At 61.8% G+C, this 16,072-nt stretch carries 15 protein-coding genes; 5 read left to right on the forward strand and 10 right to left on the reverse strand.

The window, feature by feature from the left end; all coding sequences use genetic code 11:
• Positions 1-745 precede the first annotated feature (745 nt).
• Together SIDU_RS19495 and SIDU_RS19500 are read right to left on the reverse strand one after the other, a co-directional pair.
• Entirely contained in the window at positions 746-1,213 is a 468-nt protein-coding gene (locus SIDU_RS19495) for a hypothetical protein (protein ID WP_129965619.1), read from the reverse strand.
• A gap of 210 nt (positions 1,214-1,423) precedes the next feature.
• Complete coding sequence (locus SIDU_RS19500) at positions 1,424-2,308, reverse strand: hypothetical protein (RefSeq protein ID WP_129965620.1); 885 nt, start codon at positions 2,306-2,308, stop codon at positions 1,424-1,426.
• 198 nt (positions 2,309-2,506) lie between these two features.
• Between SIDU_RS19500 and SIDU_RS17115 the strand changes: the two genes are divergently transcribed.
• Both SIDU_RS17115 and SIDU_RS17125 read left to right on the forward strand, forming a co-directional pair.
• Positions 2,507-3,103, forward strand: coding sequence for an SbcC/MukB-like Walker B domain-containing protein (locus SIDU_RS17115; protein WP_007682917.1), 597 nt, complete (start codon positions 2,507-2,509; stop codon positions 3,101-3,103).
• Positions 3,104-3,478: 375 nt separating this feature from the next.
• Positions 3,479-5,482 carry an ATP-dependent nuclease gene (locus tag SIDU_RS17125; protein ID WP_007682915.1) on the forward strand — a complete coding sequence of 668 codons (2,004 nt, stop codon included), beginning with the start codon at positions 3,479-3,481 and terminating at the stop codon, positions 5,480-5,482.
• Positions 5,483-5,960: 478 nt separating this feature from the next.
• Here SIDU_RS17125 and SIDU_RS17130 read toward each other — a convergent pair whose 3' ends face one another.
• The 7 genes from SIDU_RS17130 to SIDU_RS17160 are packed head-to-tail and all read right to left on the reverse strand — an operon-like array spanning position 5,961 to position 12,867.
• On the reverse strand, positions 5,961-6,749 hold the full coding sequence (locus SIDU_RS17130) for a DUF2889 domain-containing protein (RefSeq protein WP_007682913.1): 789 nt from the start codon (positions 6,747-6,749) through the stop codon (positions 5,961-5,963).
• A gap of 42 nt (positions 6,750-6,791) precedes the next feature.
• Positions 6,792-7,574 carry an enoyl-CoA hydratase/isomerase family protein gene (locus SIDU_RS17135; protein ID WP_007682911.1) on the reverse strand — a complete coding sequence of 261 codons (783 nt, stop codon included), beginning with the start codon at positions 7,572-7,574 and terminating at the stop codon, positions 6,792-6,794.
• Positions 7,571-8,641: a phosphotransferase gene (locus tag SIDU_RS17140; protein WP_007682910.1), complete on the reverse strand. Its 1,071-nt coding sequence runs from the start codon at positions 8,639-8,641 to the stop codon at positions 7,571-7,573. Before SIDU_RS17140 ends, SIDU_RS17135 begins: the two co-directional genes overlap by 4 nt.
• Positions 8,638-10,077 (reverse strand): DUF1254 domain-containing protein, encoded by a 1,440-nt coding sequence (locus SIDU_RS17145; protein WP_007682908.1) that lies wholly within the window; start codon positions 10,075-10,077, stop codon positions 8,638-8,640. Before SIDU_RS17145 ends, SIDU_RS17140 begins: the two co-directional genes overlap by 4 nt.
• On the reverse strand, positions 10,074-11,234 hold the full coding sequence (locus SIDU_RS17150; protein ID WP_007682906.1) for an acyl-CoA dehydrogenase family protein: 1,161 nt from the start codon (positions 11,232-11,234) through the stop codon (positions 10,074-10,076). Before SIDU_RS17150 ends, SIDU_RS17145 begins: the two co-directional genes overlap by 4 nt.
• Positions 11,231-11,983 carry an SDR family NAD(P)-dependent oxidoreductase gene (locus tag SIDU_RS17155; protein ID WP_007682904.1) on the reverse strand — a complete coding sequence of 251 codons (753 nt, stop codon included), beginning with the start codon at positions 11,981-11,983 and terminating at the stop codon, positions 11,231-11,233. Before SIDU_RS17155 ends, SIDU_RS17150 begins: the two co-directional genes overlap by 4 nt.
• Positions 11,980-12,867 (reverse strand): SDR family NAD(P)-dependent oxidoreductase, encoded by an 888-nt coding sequence (locus SIDU_RS17160; protein ID WP_007682901.1) that lies wholly within the window; start codon positions 12,865-12,867, stop codon positions 11,980-11,982. The genes SIDU_RS17155 and SIDU_RS17160 overlap by 4 nt, the downstream gene beginning before the upstream one ends.
• 168 nt (positions 12,868-13,035) lie before the next feature.
• Here SIDU_RS17160 and SIDU_RS17165 point away from each other — a divergent pair, with 168 nt between their 5' ends.
• On the forward strand, positions 13,036-13,725 hold the full coding sequence (locus SIDU_RS17165; protein WP_007682900.1) for a carboxymuconolactone decarboxylase family protein: 690 nt from the start codon (positions 13,036-13,038) through the stop codon (positions 13,723-13,725).
• A gap of 13 nt (positions 13,726-13,738) precedes the next feature.
• On the opposite strand, the gene SIDU_RS17170 is transcribed toward SIDU_RS17165, so the two are convergent.
• Positions 13,739-14,491, reverse strand: a complete 753-nt coding sequence (locus SIDU_RS17170) for an SDR family NAD(P)-dependent oxidoreductase (RefSeq protein ID WP_007682897.1) — start codon at positions 14,489-14,491, stop codon at positions 13,739-13,741.
• Positions 14,492-14,609: 118 nt separating this feature from the next.
• Between SIDU_RS17170 and SIDU_RS17175 the strand changes: the two genes are divergently transcribed.
• Positions 14,610-15,227, forward strand: coding sequence for a TetR/AcrR family transcriptional regulator (locus tag SIDU_RS17175; RefSeq protein ID WP_007682896.1), 618 nt, complete (start codon positions 14,610-14,612; stop codon positions 15,225-15,227).
• A 2-nt stretch (positions 15,228-15,229) separates the two neighbouring features.
• The gene (locus tag SIDU_RS17180) at positions 15,230-16,027 is read left to right on the forward strand and encodes a helix-turn-helix transcriptional regulator (RefSeq protein ID WP_007682894.1); all 798 of its coding nucleotides are present in this window, start codon (positions 15,230-15,232) and stop codon (positions 16,025-16,027) included.
• Positions 16,028-16,072: the final 45 nt, after the last annotated feature.

Below are 16,072 nucleotides of genomic sequence, written 5' to 3' on the forward strand. Positions count from 1 at the left end.
GGAGAATTCGGCGGTGTCTGCTATGTTGAGAAGCTGCGCATGTATGCTTGGCACAGGGCCATGCGCTGACAGAGCTGCTGGAAAGTATCAGGTCAAAAACTTAAAATGTGAGTGGAACAGAGAGCAGCGCAACAAGGTGCAATGCTCGATAACAGAACGATTTGTGGCAACCCGTTTACAAGAATATCCTGACCGGAGTTGGAAAACACATCAACAAGCGTTTCGTTATCTTGATGATCGTGGCTGGTGCGCAGACCCTTGGTAATGCGGATGCTTCGCAAGCTGCGCCGTGGCCGCTTTTAAATGCTGGCAGCGCGGCATCAAGTGTCCATTTCTGGCCGACTGCTGTCCGTCACATACCTGCGACCCATATAGCGAATGCCGCATACCCAGTCATGAGCGTCAGTGCGACTAACCGTCCGGTATGCATCCAGAACAATAATGGCCCCTTACGCCGCCTTGGAGAAAGGCCGTATGAAGGCATAATACCCGTCGCCAAGCCCCGGACGAGAAGAACAGCAAACAGAACGGCAAAAGCCAAAGGGAAAATTGATGCGCTCATGACGACCGATTATGGCTGCTCGCTGCGCGGCTCACAATGTCTGCATATGGTCGCCTGCCGCTGGGCCGCTTTCCCATCCCGAACCGGACCAGCGGGTTATCGGCGGCGCGGGGTGATTCGCAGGTCGGGAACGCCGAAGGCGGGTGGGTAGCGGACTGGCAGGTTGGGTGCATATGAAGCGGATTATCGGCCTTTGCGTGATCTAGCATAAACCGCTCTTTGCATCTTCGGGCTTCTCATTGCTTCGGCAAAATCGCTACAGCCAGAGCTTCTAAAGCGCAGGGATTCACCGAATAGTTTTGCACGAAATTGCGCTATAAACCCTGTATCAAGTGGTATTTTTCGGAGATCAATTCTAACTTTCTCGCCTACATGAAGCTTTAAATCGCAGTTCGTTTGGCCTTCAACCCGATATTCTCTTAGCCGTTCGCCAAACCATATGTGAGTTGGCCTAACTATAGCCGTTGTTGTTGAACCAAAGATGGAAGTCGAGGAACTAATTACTTCTCCATCCAAGGCTACAGATGCGCTATCGAGACGATTGATTTCCGCCTCCACCATCTCGGCTTCGCTGGCGTAGAAAACACATTCGCAAGCGAGCGCGGGCGTTTGAGCAAGCACTCCCGCAACGATGAGCACCCACAGTTTCATGTCTTCTTCCCCCCTGCCGGAATGTCCGCAGTTGAGGAATAAAACTTGAAGCATTTTTGGCAACAACTGGTCGCTTGCCGCTGGGCTGCTATCCAATCCCGAACCAGACCAGGAGCTTGTCAGCGGCGCGGTGTGATTCGCAGGCGAGGAACGACGATCGCGGGTGGCTAGCGGTCGTTCCGGTAACGGGAAGGTATAGCGCAATAACGGTCATTTCCCGGCAGTGGGTGCCAACACAATCTTGCGATCCCATTGGAAGAGGCGTCCATCAATCCGGGCCTCAGGATCGAGGTCAAGCAGCCGATATTCGGAATAGGATGTGCCGTCATCGGCCTCGCTGTCGGCCGAGATCAATAAGCCTTGCCATGGCCCGGTCTCGTTGAGAACGCAGCTATTGGAAAAGAAGAACGCGAAAGAGGTGTCGAAGCAGGTGCGGCGGAAAGAGGTATTCTCCAACCGGTCGTCCGTCCGCCTGCTGACAGCAGCCCTCGGCCCTTCTTGCAGCAATTGGCGGTCCATGACGACGAAGTGGGCCGGAATCGGATAAAGTTCGCCCTCAGCAATATTATTCGTCGAAACCACCGGCGCAGCGCCGTTGTGGATGACGATAAAGCGCGCCATACCGTTGAACAGGGACATATGGATGATCCTTGTCTCTACCTTTGCTTTGACATCGCACTGATCGGATCGTTCGACCCGCCAAGTGCGGCCTAGATAAAGGCCTTGATCGCCCGACCTGTAGAACCAGAATTCGGTATGTGTCCGCGCCGGAAGATAGTCAGGGAGGCTTCGCGGATCGGGAAGTGTGACGGACTCGCGGCATTCCGCACTTGCAGGCAATGACACCTTTGCGTCGCTAACGTTAAGTCTATCGTCGGCGAAGTAACCATGCAGAGCAAGGCCTTTAACAGGGCCAGGCGGTTGGTAATTCGCCTGATAACTGTAGTCCTCATCGCTTTCCATCCGCCAGACTGGAGAAAGCGACACGGAACCGGCACTTTTCGCCGACAGGGCGCTGTTGGGGAGGGCAAGAAATGCGCAGAGGACGAATGCAAGCTGTTTGGTCAAGCTTGGTAGGGCAGACTGAATGCTCATGTCTTGAAACTCTTTCCCCTGTCGAATGTGGCGCAGGTCGCGTCGCTGCTCGACAGGCACACATTTCCGTCAATGTTCAGTCATGGAGACAGCTGACCAGGCACGGCCGAAGGCGCGAGGCGAGGGTCACACCATGCAGCCACACGCTGCCTGGCTGTTCGACGCGTCGGACAATCACTCGTCGACCTGCAGGCCAGCTTGGCCGACCAACTTGAGAACCTTCGGGTCCTTGAGCAGTCCTCGGGAGCACTGCGCGGTATCGCGGAAGCCTTCGATGGTCAGAACGAGATGCGGACGAGCCTCGAGACATTCGCCATTGGTGCTATGTTCGATCAGGTTCTTGAAGCGGCGAACCTCCGGCTCGATCCAATGACCACCGGCCGATATCGGTTCGAGCGCGACACCGAGAGCATCGGAGGACGCTCAAAACGAGGGCTGGACGTTCGCGTCCACGACATCGAGACCGGCCGCGCCCGCGAGATCATCACGCTTTCGGGCGGCGAGACCTTCATCGCAGCCTTGTCCCTCGCACTCGGCCTGTCCGACATCGTCGAAATGACAAACGGGGCCATCAGGCTCGACACCATTTTCATCGATGAGGGCTTCGGCAGCCTCGATACAGATAACGACGCCGGCACGCTCGATCAGGTCCTGCAGGTGCTTCAGAATATTGTCGGCGAGCGGCGTGCCGTGGGCCTGATTTCACACGTGCCCTTGGTCCAACAGGCAGTTCCAAATGGCTTCACCGTGCACAAGGGTGCAAATGGCAGCCAGATCGAGGCTCGGGCAGGCTGACTATTCATTATTCGTCAATTAATATGTAATTGAAATATAGGTGATTTATGGAACCTTATCGAGATTGGGATAATGATTCAGGTGTTCGAGCCTTTGAGATTTCTGAAGGTCAAATCGACATTCAATTCAAAACCGGAGCAGTTTACCGGTATACATCTGCCTCAGTCGGGTCGGCAAACTTTGATCAAATGGTAGCTCTTGCGCGGGCCGGTGAAGGTCTAAATAACTTTATAAATCGAGTAGTAAAGAATCGATATTCATCAAGGTTGCGTTAAAGAAGAGACAGGTTGCAAATCTGCGGGCATACCAAGTTTCTCATGTCGCAATGTCCCAATGATTGGAATCGGGTCGTAGCTCACTTCGAGGGAGGGCAAGGTGCAGCTTGAGCGCGCGCGCATAAAGAACTTCAGATCACTTCGCGATGTTGAAGTGGAATTCGGCGCGCATACGGCCCTGATCGGCGGCAATGGTGCAGGAAAGTCGTCTATCCTGAAGGCGATCGAAATGTTCTACTCAACCTCCAAGACCTGCAGCGCCGACGATTTCTTCGGCCGCGATCAGTCGCAACCGATAGCGATCGAACTCACTTTCCACCGGTTAAGTGAGCAGGAGGCCACCGCTTTTGAAGATCGCGTGCGGGATGGGAAGCTCGTTGTCACGCGAATATTTGACCAGAGCTCTTCAAGCGGCAGGTATCACGGCGTTGTTCCTCAAGTCGCTGATTTCTTGGCGATCCGTGCCCACGCTACCGCCACATCGAAGCGCGCTGCCTACAACGAGCTTCGCGAGAATAATCCAGCTTATGCTGGTCTCCCGAACGCTGGCAGTCAGGCGGCAGTAGATCAGGCGCTCCTAGAATGGGAGGCAAACCACCCCGAACAGCTAGTGTTGCTCCCCGACGATGGTCAGTTCTTCGGATTTCAGAACAATAGTCGCGGCAAACTCCAGCGACACACCAGCTTTGTGTTCGTACCTGCCGTACGAGAAGCCTCAGCGGATGCGGCAGACGGCAAGGCGAGCGTCATCGGAAAGTTGCTCGAACTGCTGGTGCGAAGTCAGATCCTCCAGAGGCCAGATGTCCAAGCATTCAAGGCAACGATGACTGAAGCCTACCAGGCGCTGGTATCTGCCGACAACATGCCGGAGCTCGGCGCGCTTGCCGGGACGCTGACGGCCGATCTGCGGGGCTTATACCAAGATGCCGAAGTTTCGTTGAATTGGCGCGAAATCGGCGAAATGCCGGTTCCACTTCCCATGGCTGACGTGTTTCTCAAGGATGACGGATTTGGCGGTCCAGTAGACAGGCAGGGTCATGGCCTTCAGCGCGCGTTTATCTTCACGCTGCTCCAGCATCTCGCGCGCACTACAGTACCGGAGAGCGACGACCTTCAGCCAGATGTGAACGCCGGTGAAGTCGCGCCGGCAGTGGCGCCTATTCCGGCGCAGGCGCCTACGCTCATCCTCGCGATCGAGGAACCCGAGCTCTACCAGCATCCGACCAAACAGCGACATTTCGCAGACGTGCTGCGCGGCTTGAGTAGTGGCACTCTTCCTGGTGTCCAAGGCCATACGCAGATTATCTTCGGCTCGCATTCGCCGATGTTCATTTCGATGGGCAAAGCCGATGAGATCAGATTGACTCGCCGAACACCCTGTGAAGACAGTGAGTTTAAGCAATGCGCGCTGCAGGCGCTCGACTTGTCGAATGTCGCTCAGAAGCTGAGAACTGGATGGGACAAGCCGCCGGAACAATATACCGCGCAGACGCTCATTCCGAGATTGCACATCCTAGGTGCCGAGCTTTCGGAAGGGTTCTTTGCCAACGGCGTCATACTGGTCGAGGGGCGAAGCGACAAAGCAGCACTCACAGCGACGGCACGAATGTTGGGTGTGAGCTTCGAAGCGGCGGGGATCGCGATTTTGTCGGCCGAAGGCAAAGCGAACCTCGATCGTCCATATGTGATCTTTCGCGAGTTGGGAATTCCGACATTCATTCTCTGGGATTGTGACCAGCAACTGCCTGAGGACAAACGATCGCCTGCTATCGATCTCGCGCTCAGCAAGCTTGCGAAACCCGAACAGCAGTTCCAAGCAGCCCCCACGACTGACCTGATCGCGGACTGCTATGCTCATTTCGAAAAGACGCTAGAGTTAAAACTCAAGGAGGACCTGACGCCCGTCATCCACACGGAATGTCTTGCCGCCGCGTGCGAACCGTTCGGGGTCCACCCCAGTAAAGATAGCCAAAAGATTCCCGACGTTGTCTACCAGATGCTGTTGCGGGCGAAGGAACTAGGGCATGAAAGCGAAATGCTAACGAACCTTGTTCGTGCGATGTGGCGCTTCTTCCGTGATGAGGAAATTCCACAGGCGCACTAAGCTTTGGCAGCAACATATGAGGCATGCTGCCATCGGAGACCGCATCGAGGGCAGCTATCCTCGAGCTAGTCCTATAACTTGCCGTTCCGGACTGTCTGACATAGCGGACATAATGCCTGGCCTCAGCGCGGCAGTGAGGTGTCCGCTACTGGGAAGGGCAATTCGGCCGCTGAGCGACGGAGAAGGGTCGCAAGCTTCCCTGGGGCTACGCATAGACGAGAGGCATCACCAAAAAATATGGTTGCGATCAGGTGCAGACTGCGACGGAATATGGTAGGCGCGAATAGATCGAAAAAAGTTGTCAAAGAGGCGGTTTTGGGCATCGAACCTCTCCTTCATTCACTGCTGCGGGTACAAATGAGGGTATTTAGTCGAACTCGTTTTGAGGACTAAGATTTTAAAACAATTGCATAAAATCTGATTTCGAGTCCTCTTCTGCACCATTTGCCATCCTTGTGCCATAAACTGGTGAAAGCGCTTACGCTTCACGCTGGGGGTGGTGCAAATGAACCTCGTCCTCTCCAGTCATGGCGGCGGTTTCCACCTGCCCGGCGCTATATGCATAACATCGCCCGAGCATCTCCGGGTTGTCGCGAGCAGGTCGACCTGCAACTTGTGAGGGGCGGTAGCGCCGACCGATGGCTATGAGCCAAGTCCGCGCCAGGATGGTGGCGGCTTCAAGTCGATCCTGCTCAAAGGCGCGGCTGGCCCATGCGGCGAAGCCTGCTCCCAGCGGTCTTCCCCGAAGCTCCAGCGGATCGAGAATCGCACCCTGTCGGACCAGCCAGCGACAGACCAGCCGGCCGTTTCGCCGGATCGTGATGGGGACTGGCAATTCTACCTCATCCGGGACTTCCGCTTCATAGACTATCTCCATCGACGGTCCTTGAGCATGGCCAATCGCCATGACCGCCAGGTCCAGAAGATGGGTGCAATGACGGCGCGCGATCCCCCCGGTGTAGAAGTCGCGCCTTGGCGTGCCGATCGGCAGCCCGACCAGGGACTGAAGCTGGGCGATCGCGCCGGGGCATGCCGTGGTGGGAAGGCGGATGCCTTGGCCCGCAATGGCGGTCACGATCGAGGCGTCATGCAGGATGGAACAGCGCATTTCATGGAAATTGTCGAGGAGATGGCTGTCGACCCGATTGGGCCGCGCGCGCAGGGACACGCGACGAATGGTGGAGCCGGTCCCGTAATCCGGATTGAGTGGAAAGTTGAGCTGCCCGGGTCTCATGGCAAGGGCGCGGACCTGCCGGCGCAGGTGCAAGATTCACGCGGCTTGTCGAGCGCCTTGTCCATCAATGCGCCCCTATGCGAAACGCGGCGGTCGCTTCGCCAGGAAGGCGGCGACTCCTTCCCGCCCTTCGGCGGCACCGGCGGACTTGGCAATCGAGGCGGCCTCGCGATCCAACTGGGCGGCAAGGTCGGCGGTTGCCGATTCCATCAGCAAAGCGCGGCATCTGGCGAGTGCGCGGATCGGCCCCTTTGCGAGCGTCGACGCAATGGCCGACGCCTCGGCACGAAGCGCGTCGTCGGGGACCATGCGCGTCACAAGGCCGATGGCGGCCGCTTCCTCCGCCCTGATTCGTCGATTGGCGAACAGCATTTCCTGCGCCCGCCGCATCCCGACCAGGCGCGGCAGCCACCATGATGCGCCGCCATCCGGCGTCAGTCCGACGGCGCTATAGGCCGAGGTGAAATGCGCGGAGGCGGCCGCCAGCGCAATGTCCCCCAATATTGCAAGGCTAAGCCCCGCACCGGCGGCAGGACCATTGATCGCCGTGACCAGAGGCTTTTCCATCGTGGCGAGCCGATGGACGCCGGCGTGGAAACTGCGCGCAAGGGCGCCGACCGCCGCTTCGGCGTCCTCCCCGGCGGCGGAGAAGGCGTCGATGTCGCCGCCGACGCAGAAATATTTGCCGCTTCCGGTGAGGACGACGGAGCGTATGTCCCGCTCCGCCGCGCATCGCTCCGCCAGTTCATGAAGGCGGAATGCGAATTCAGGATCGACGGAGTTGCGCTTTTCGGGGCGTGCCAGCGTCAGCCATGCGATGCCGTCATCAATGTCGAGAGTGATGGCCGGACCGTTCATCGGGCGCCGGCCTTCTCCGCCTGCCGCCACGCCAGGCGCATGAGTTCCGGCAGTACCGCAACCCGCTCGCGCGCCTGCGCGGAGGAGGCGTTGCCACGGATGACCCGGCCCTTGATGCCGTGGAAGATGGCCGCGAGCCGAAAGAAGTTGAAGGCCACGTAGAAGTCGTAACCCGGCATGTCCGCCAGACCCCTGCGCCGGCAATAGGCCGCGAGATAGGCCTCTTCATCGGCTATGCCGAGCGCGGCGGGGTCGCTCCCGCCGAGGCCCGCGACGATGTGCGGCGGCATCCGATACATCATCGCATGATAGGCGAAGTCCGCGCCCGGATGCCCCAGGGTCGAAAGCTCCCAGTCGAGCACGGCCAGCACGCGAGGCTGCGTCGGGTGGAAGATCAGATTGTCGATGCGGAAATCGCCATGGACGATGCTCGTTTCCTCGCCCGGCGGGATGTGGGCGGGGAGCCATTCCACCAGCCGGTCCATATAGGGATCGCGGCCCGCCTGCGCGTCCTCAAGATATTGGCGGGACCAGCGCGCTATCTGCCGTTCGAAATAGTTGCCGGGTCGGCCATAGTCCGCAAGGCCGGCGGCCACATGATCGATGCTGTGGAGATCGGCGATCGTCGCGTTCATCGCATCGAACAGCGCGGCTCTTTCCGGGGGAGACACGCCGGGAAGCGCGGCATCCCAGAAGATGCGGCCTTCCACCATGTCCATGACGTAGAAGATCGTGCCGATGACCGCGGGATCGGTGCACAGGCCATGGACGGCGGCGACCGGAAAGCCTGCCCGCGAGAGGGCGGCGAGCACCCTTGCCTCCCGGTCGAGCGCATGGGCGCCCTTGAGCAAGGGGCCGGGCGGTTGCTTGCGCAGGACATAGGTCTTGCCGGGCGTGAGCAGCTTGTACGTCGGATTGGACTGCCCGCCCTTGAACTGCTCGATCGTGAGCGGCCCGGCATAGTCGGAGACATGGGCGCGCATCCAGGCGTCCAGCGCTCCCAGATCCAGCTCATAGCCGGGGCGAACGGCGGCGGTTCCGCTATTGTCTTCGACCAGGGCATTCATCGGGCGTCGCCTTCCCTCGAAATGGGCGGGGGCAGCCATTGGCCGTTCAGCATGTCGGGCTTTGGCCCATAGGCGCGGATCACGACGAAAAATGGGCCCGCCGGTGCGGGAAGCCAGTTTCCATCGGATGATGCGGCATGCTGGATGCGGATTTCGATGGAGCCGTCCTTCCGCACCTTCAGGCCCTTTGTCCGGTCGCTCACCAGATAGCGACGCAGCGGATTGGGATGGAGGGCGAAGGTCTTTGCGTCGTAGAGCGTGACGGACCAGAAGCTGTTGACGGGCGGGGGCGTTTGCAGCCGGAGCATGTAGCGCGACGACGCGCCGTCCAGCGCCGATCCATTGCCGTCCGCGAACGTGGTGTAGGAGGCATTTTCCTCCCGCACATTCGCCCCGAGGCCAGCCATGTTGATGACGGACCGGCGCAGATAATTGAAACCGTAGACGCCCTTGTTGACCTTCATCCAGCCCGTGCCGGTGGGTTCGCCCAATTGCGACTTGGCGCGTGTGAGCATGTCCAGCGCCTCCGCGTAACCGCTTTCGATGGCGGCTCGCGTGGTCGGGGCCAGCCTGTCAGGGTTGAACGGGCGGTCGTCCCCTATGCCGAGCGGTCGAAATCGCGACACAAGGGCCTCCTCGCCCGGCTGCCAGCCATTGGCCCGAAGCAGATAGTCGAGCGCCCGGAAATAGCCGATAGCGCCAGGGGCGGGTGGTGGTGGCGCTGCGCCGCCATGAGAGCCCGCCGTCCCTTCGCCTTCCGGAACGATGATCCGGACCGCATCCTGAAAAGCGCGCGCGGTCCGGACTTCGGCGTCGGACTGGGCAAAGGCGCGCATCAGGATCCAAAGCTGGGTCGTGGCGGCCGGATAGACCGTGACCCCGGCGGGCGCGGTCCCGCGCCAGTTGCGCGGCACCAGCAGGAAGCGGCCGCCCTTGACGCCTATCGTGCGATTGCTGAGGTTGCTGGGATTGCCGAAGATGTCGAAGATGTTGAGCGTGAAATATTTGAGCTGCGTGGCCGGGATGTCGATTTCGACCGGGCCCCTGCTCAGGTCGATCCAGGCCGTGGAGTAGAGCGTGTCCGTATTGGGCACCTTGAACGTGGCATAGTCCGGCCCCGCAAGGTTCCTCTCATGCGCGAAGCGGTTGAACCCCGTGTAGTTGCTGGAACTCCGGTCGAACACCTGCCGATAGAGTTGCTCATAGTGCAGATAGGCAGCCATGCCATAGACGGTCGCGTCGAACGCGACGGTCCGGAGCAGGGTGGCGCGATCCTTCTCGTCCCTGGGCAGCAGGTCTTCGCCATATCCGGCCTGCGAAATGGGCGCCTCCGGCGCGGCGAAGTTCGCTGGCTGGGCATGTCCAGCGGTCGAGGCAAGGAGCGGCAGGAGAACCAGCATCGGCCGCATGGCCGGCATCCATCGTCCGGCGCTCATCCCTGCGCCGCCTTCCAGTCGCGCTTGATCTTCTTGGCCAGGCTCCATTTATGGACTTCGGTCGGACCGTCATAGATGCGGAAGGCGCGGATTTCCCGGAACGCCTGCTCGACGATGGTGTCGCCGGACACGCCCGTCCCGCCCATCACCTGGACGCAGCGGTCGGCGACGCGAAACAGCGCATCCGACACCGCGACCTTCGCCATGGAGCTTTCCGCCGTGCCGAGCGATCCCGTGTCGAGGACGCCCGCGCACCAGTCGATCATCCGTTCGGCCTGCTTCAGGTCGATCAGGTTGTCCGCCAGCATGAAGCCGACACCTTCATGATCGACCAGCGGCTTGCCGAAGGCGTGGCGGCGGCAGGCATAGTCGGTGGCGATTTCATGCGCGCGCGTCGCGAGGCCGAGCCAGCGCATGCAGTGGGACAGGCGGGCAGGGCTGAGGCGTATCTGCGCATAGGAAAAGCCTTCTCCGCTCGCGCCCAGCATCTGGTCCGCCGGCACGCGCAGATCGACGATGTCGACTTCCGCGTGCCCGCCGGGCATCGAACTGTCGATAGTGTCGATCACGCGCACCGTCCGGATCGCCGGGTTGGGCAGGTCGACGAGGAACATGCAAGCGCCCTCGTCCGACCGGGCCATGACGATGCCCACGCGCGCGCCTTCCGCCCCGGTGATGAACTTCTTGCGGCCGTCGATGACCCAATGGTTGCCGTCGAGGCGGCAGGTCGTCTGCATCATCGACGGATCGGACCCCGCGCCGCCGGTTTCGGCAGGCTCGGTCATGAAGAAGGCGGAGCGCGCCTCGCCCCTCACCAGAGGGTCGAGAAACCGGGCCTTCTGCCCGGCGCTGCCCACCTTTCCGAGCAGATACATATTGCCCTCGTCAGGGGCCGCGGTGTTGCAGGCGAGGGGGCCGAGCGGCGACAGGCCCGTCTTGATGAGGACGATGGCTGTTTCCCGCTGCGTCAGATGCGATCCGTCAGGCAGGATATGCGGGGTCAGCACGCCTGCCTCGCACGCTTTTGCGCGCAGTTCCCCGACGAGCGCGTCTTCCGGGCCATGAAAGCCGAGGCGACCATCCTTTTCATAGGGAATGACCAGGTTCCGGACGAAGGCTTCCACCCTTGAGGCGATGGCGGTTGCTCGCTCGGTCATTGCGCGGTGCTCCCGCCGTCGATCACGAGTTCGGCGCCCGTCATGTAGCGGGATTCGTCGCTGGCCAGGAAAAGGATGCCGTCGGCGATCTCCTCCGCCTGCCCGATCCGGCCGAGCGGGACGTCCGCCAGCAGGGTTCTGGCGATTTCCGCATCGGCATGGGCAGGCGCGGTCAGCGGCGTCGCGATGTGACCGGGGTGAATGGAGTTTGCCCGCACGCCGTTGCCGGCCGCCGCGCATTCGATAGCGGTCGCCTTGGTGAACATCCGGACGCCCCCCTTCGCCGCGCTGTAGGAGCCGGTGCCGGCGCCCGCCACGATGCCCCGAATGGAGGACATGTTGACGATCGCCCCCCGGCCGGAGGCGGCGAGCAGCGGCATCATATATTTGGTGCCTAAGAAAACACTGTCGAGATTGACGGCGATGATCGACCGCCATTGCGCCAGCGTCGTGTCCGCGATCGACGCGAACTTGCCGAACCCGGCATTGTTGACGAGGATGTCGAGCGTGCCGAACCGCGTTTTCACGCGATCGGCCAGCGCGATCCATGCCTGCTCGTCGGTGACGTCCATGACCACGACCTCATGGCGGTCGCCCGGCAGGGACTTGGCCGCATCCGACAGGGCATCCCCGTTGCGATCGGACAGAATGAGTGTCGCGCCCTCCGCCGCGAAGCGCCGGGCGGTGGCGAGCCCGATGCCCGAAGCAGCGCCGGTGACGAGCGCGATCCGCCCCTGAAGCCTGCTCACGACCTTTCCTCCCCTGCGTCAGCCTTGCCCTTGCTGAGCGAAATCAGGCTGTCGAAGACCGGATTTTCCCGGGCAAGGATGGCTTGCGTCCGTTGCGCGATCACCTGGTCATACCGGGTCGAGGTAAAGACGTAGAACTGGTCATTCCGGATGCCGTCGAACGCCTGCGCGGCCACTTCCTCCGGCGAGGGGGCGTTCTGGAACAGATTGTCCGAAATCGACTGGAACTCGGCGGCTTCGGCCGGCCGCCCGTCGCTGGACCGCAGATGGGCAGGGCGGGATCGTTCGGCCTCGTAAATGCGCGTTGCGACCAGGCCGGGACACAGCATCGTGACGCCAATCGGGGCGTTCCGATCGCGCAGGCCGGCATAGAGGGCTTCGGTAATGCGGACGACGGCATGCTTGGACGCGCCATAGACGGCGGAGCCTTCGCCGCTCACGAAGCCGGCCACGGACGCCGTGTTGAGAATATGCCCCGGCCGCCCCTCGGCCAGCATCCGGGGCACGAAGCTGCGGATGCCGTTCACCACGCCATCCATATTGACGCCAAAGGCCCAGCGCCAGTCCTCCAGCGCATATTCCCAGACGAGCCGATGACGGCCGCCGGGGACGACGCCGGCATTGTTGCACAGCAGGGACACCTCCCCAAAGCGCGACCATGCGAGGTCGGCCAGGGCCTGCACCGCCTCCGGATCGGCCACGTCGGTCCTTTGGAGCGCGATTGCCGGACTGTCGATGGTTGCGGCCACCGCTTCAAGGTCGGCCAGATTGATGTCGGCGAGGACCAGGTTCATCCCCTCCCGCGCCGCCAGATGGGCAAGCGCCGCGCCAATGCCGCTGCCGGCCCCCGTAATGACTGCCGTCCTGCCCTTGAAGTCCCTCATCCGGGCCTGCTCCTCTCGCATCGGCCGAATTAGGGCGGCCTTCTATAAGGGTGTGATGTAATCGACCGTCCGGTCGGACGTCAACTCCTTATCGGCAGTTGACCGCGATCTCGAAGCGGCATAGCCATGTTCAACCGACCGGACGGTCCGTGCACTAACGGAGAGACGATGACTGATCTTCTGCCCCCGCTCGCCAGTCTTGGCCGCTTGCGCCGCGACGCCCCGAAGACCGTCGCGGGATTTCGCCGCTGGCGCGCGATCATCGATACCGACGGCGCCCTTCCTGCCAGAGTGAAGCGATTGTTCGTCGCCTGCGCCGCCACGATGAAGGGCTATCGGGAACTCGCAACGCGGGAACTGGCAGAAGCGCGGGCGGCCGGTCTCACCGAGGCGGAGGCCGGAGCGGCGATCGCAATCCTCGCGAGCGTGCGCGGCGAGGGGGCGTCGCTGCGCTTCCATGATCTTTTCCGGGAGATCTACCCCGAAGCCACCGATCCCGACTGGCCCGACGACGACATGATCGTGGAAGATGGCGCGGCGCAGGCCAATTTCCTTCAATATTTCGGCGCCATGCCCCCTTCGCTGGGCAAGCTGTTCGAGGTCAAGCCTCTGGGCGCCGACGCCTATTATCTCATGCGCGAGGGGACTTTGTCGGGGACGGCGCTGGGGCCTGTCTATGCGGAACTGCTGCTCGTCACCGTCCTCGTGGCCGACTATAGTTCATGGGCGTCCGTCCATATGAAGGGCGCGCGCGCCGCCGGCGCCAGCGAGGAAGCGGTGGCCGAAGCGGTGATCTGCGCCGTGCCGACCGCCGGCCTGTCCGCCTGGGTCATCGGCGCGACCGCGATGGATGCGTGAGGGCCGTCCGCCCTCAAAGACCGCTGACGAGGTGCCCGCCATCCACCGCGATGACCGCGCCCGTCATGTAGCGCGACTGATCGGAACATAGCAGCAGGAGCGGCCCGTCCAGATCCTGCATCTGGCCGAGTCGCTTCTGCGGTATGCGCGAAATGAGCCGCTGACCTGCGTCGGACGCGAAGAAGTCGCGGTTCAGGTCCGTCTCGATATAGCCGGGCGCGAGCGCGTTGACCCTTATGTCGAACGCCGCCCATTCCAGCGCGAGCGCCTTCGTCAACTGGATGAGGCCGGCCTTGCTGGCGGCATAGGCGGCCAACCCCTTGGACACGCGTTCCCCCAGGATCGAGGCGACGTTCACGATCGTCCCGCCTTCGCCCCGCATCATGCACGCCGCCTGCTGGGCCACGAGGAAGGCGCCGGTCAGATTGGGCTGGAGCACCTGCGACCACTCGGACGCGCTGAGATCGAGCGCCGCGCGCGTGTGGGCTACGCCTGCATTGTTGACGAGGATCGAGAGAGGCGCCGCAAGGTCGCTCTCGATTTGCCGGAAGGCTGCCGCCACCGCGTCCGGGTCGGTCACATCCATGGCGACGGGAATGCATGTGCCGCCCTCCCGCCCGATCTCATCGGAGAGCGCCGAAAGCGCGCCGACTCGGCGCGCCGCCGCCACGACCGTCGCCCCTTCCCGCGCCAGCAGGCGAGCGAAATGCCGGCCCAAACCCGAACTCGCCCCCGTGACCAGCGCTGTCTTGCCCTCAACTTGCATTGTCCGCTCCCTCGCGCTTGCATTCTCGTCATCCAGCCCTATCCCTAGGAGGAACCGACCAGACGGTCGACTTACCTTTGTGAGAGGTAGGAACGCAGAACAGGGAACAGAGCCGGCAATGGCGCGAGAAGCAGCAAAGAAACGGCAGACGACCGAAGCGCATGACGAGAAGCGCAACGAGATATTGAGGCATTGCGCAACGCTGTTCGACCGGGTGGGGTATCACAAGGCGTCGATGCAGATGCTGGCGGATGAGGTGGGCCTCGGCAAGCCGACGCTCTACCATTATTTCCCCAGCAAGAACGCCATCCTCTTCGCGATGCACGACGCGCATATGAGCGCGCTGCTGGCCGGACTCGACGAGGAAGGAGGATCGGACGATCCGCTGGGCCGCCTGCGCGCGGCATGCATCGACATCCTGCGGCAGATCGCGGAGCATCCGGGTTATGTCCGGGCGTTCATGGACCATTATGAGGATCTGGAAGGCAAGATGCGCGACCATATCCGGGCGCAGCGCAACGCCTATCTGCAGCGGGTGCGCGGCATCATCGAGCAGGGGATCGCGAACGGTCATTTCCGCCCGTGCGACCCGGGGCTCACCACCTTGGGCTTCCTCGGCATGTGCAACTGGGCCTATAAATGGTATCCTCCCCTGGCCAAGCGCAGATCGCCGGAGGACGTCGCCGACGCGATCTGCAAGCCCTTTTTCGAGGGGCTGAGCCTGAAGGACCGCTGACCATGTCCGCTGCCGGCCGCTCCTGCACGATGCCGTCCGCCGTCCTGATCGACGCGGTCCGCTTTTCGGAACCGGGGGGCATAGGGCCAGCGGCGGAGCGGCTGCGCGATGCGGTGATGGACCTTTGCGGGCTTCGCACGGCGGTCACGCATAATGTGGCCTCCCGCGAACCGATGCGCGACGGAAACGGCGCTGTGCTCGCCAGCGAGATATTCGGTTTTCGCGGCGAGGAACCGCGCTGGTGGGAGGTGCCTCAGCTTGCCCTTTCCTCGCCCATCGTTCACGCCTGCCGGGTGGAGGCCGAACCCTTCTGGTGCAACGCGCATGGCTTTTTCACCCGTCTGCCCAACCCGCTGCTCGACGTGATCGACCTGCACGATTTCCGCATCCGGGCCATGACGGCGGCGGCGATCGTGGTTCCGATCCACCTGCCCTTCGGGCAGATCGGCGCGGCGAGCTTCCTCTCGCCCGAGCCGGAGGCCAATGACCTGTCGGATGCCTATGCCTGCGCCGCGGACGCTCTGGCCGTGCTGGCGCGGGCCTTCGTGCAAAGCTATGTCAAGGTGACGGCGCGGGCGCGCCCCGGTCTGGGGAGCATATCCCTGAGCAAGCGCGAGGTGGAATGCCTGCGCTGGGCGGCCGCCGGGAAGACGAACGAGGAAATCGGCATCATCCTGGGCCTGCAACGCACCACGGTGCGATTCCATATCCGATCGGCGTCGGTGAAGCTGGATGCCGTGAACCGCGACCAGACGATGTTCAAGGCGGCGCAGCTCGGCTTCCTGGGCATGATAAACTAGCCCCTGTCGCATTGGTCAGAAGCCGACCGAACGGTCGGGCGCTAT

Origin of the sequence: Sphingobium indicum B90A, assembly GCF_000264945.2 — a bacterium.
GTDB lineage: Bacteria > Pseudomonadota > Alphaproteobacteria > Sphingomonadales > Sphingomonadaceae > Sphingobium > Sphingobium indicum.